This window comes from Flammeovirga sp. AWQ4_249 (assembly GCF_056161045.1).
Map to the genome: position 1 here is coordinate 1 of NZ_JBSWYJ010000178.1, position 204 is coordinate 204.

The 204-nt window shown below is 46.6% G+C and carries 1 rRNA gene; it reads right to left on the bottom strand.

Annotated features, from left to right (window positions below):
• Positions 1 to 204, bottom strand: a 16S ribosomal RNA gene (locus tag ACXAHM_RS26545); the annotation flags it as partial.

The window sequence follows — 204 nt, forward strand, 5'->3', positions numbered from 1 at the left end:
GAACCCCTACCCATCGTCGCCTTGGTGAGCCGTTACCTGCACCAACTAGCTAATGGGACGCATACCTATCTTTATCCGATAAATCTTTAATCTTTAAACAATGCTGCTTCAAGATACTATGGAGTATTAATCCGAATTTCTCCGGGCTATCCTCCAGATAAAGGTAAGTTGTATACGCGTTACGCACCCGTGCGCCGGTCGTCA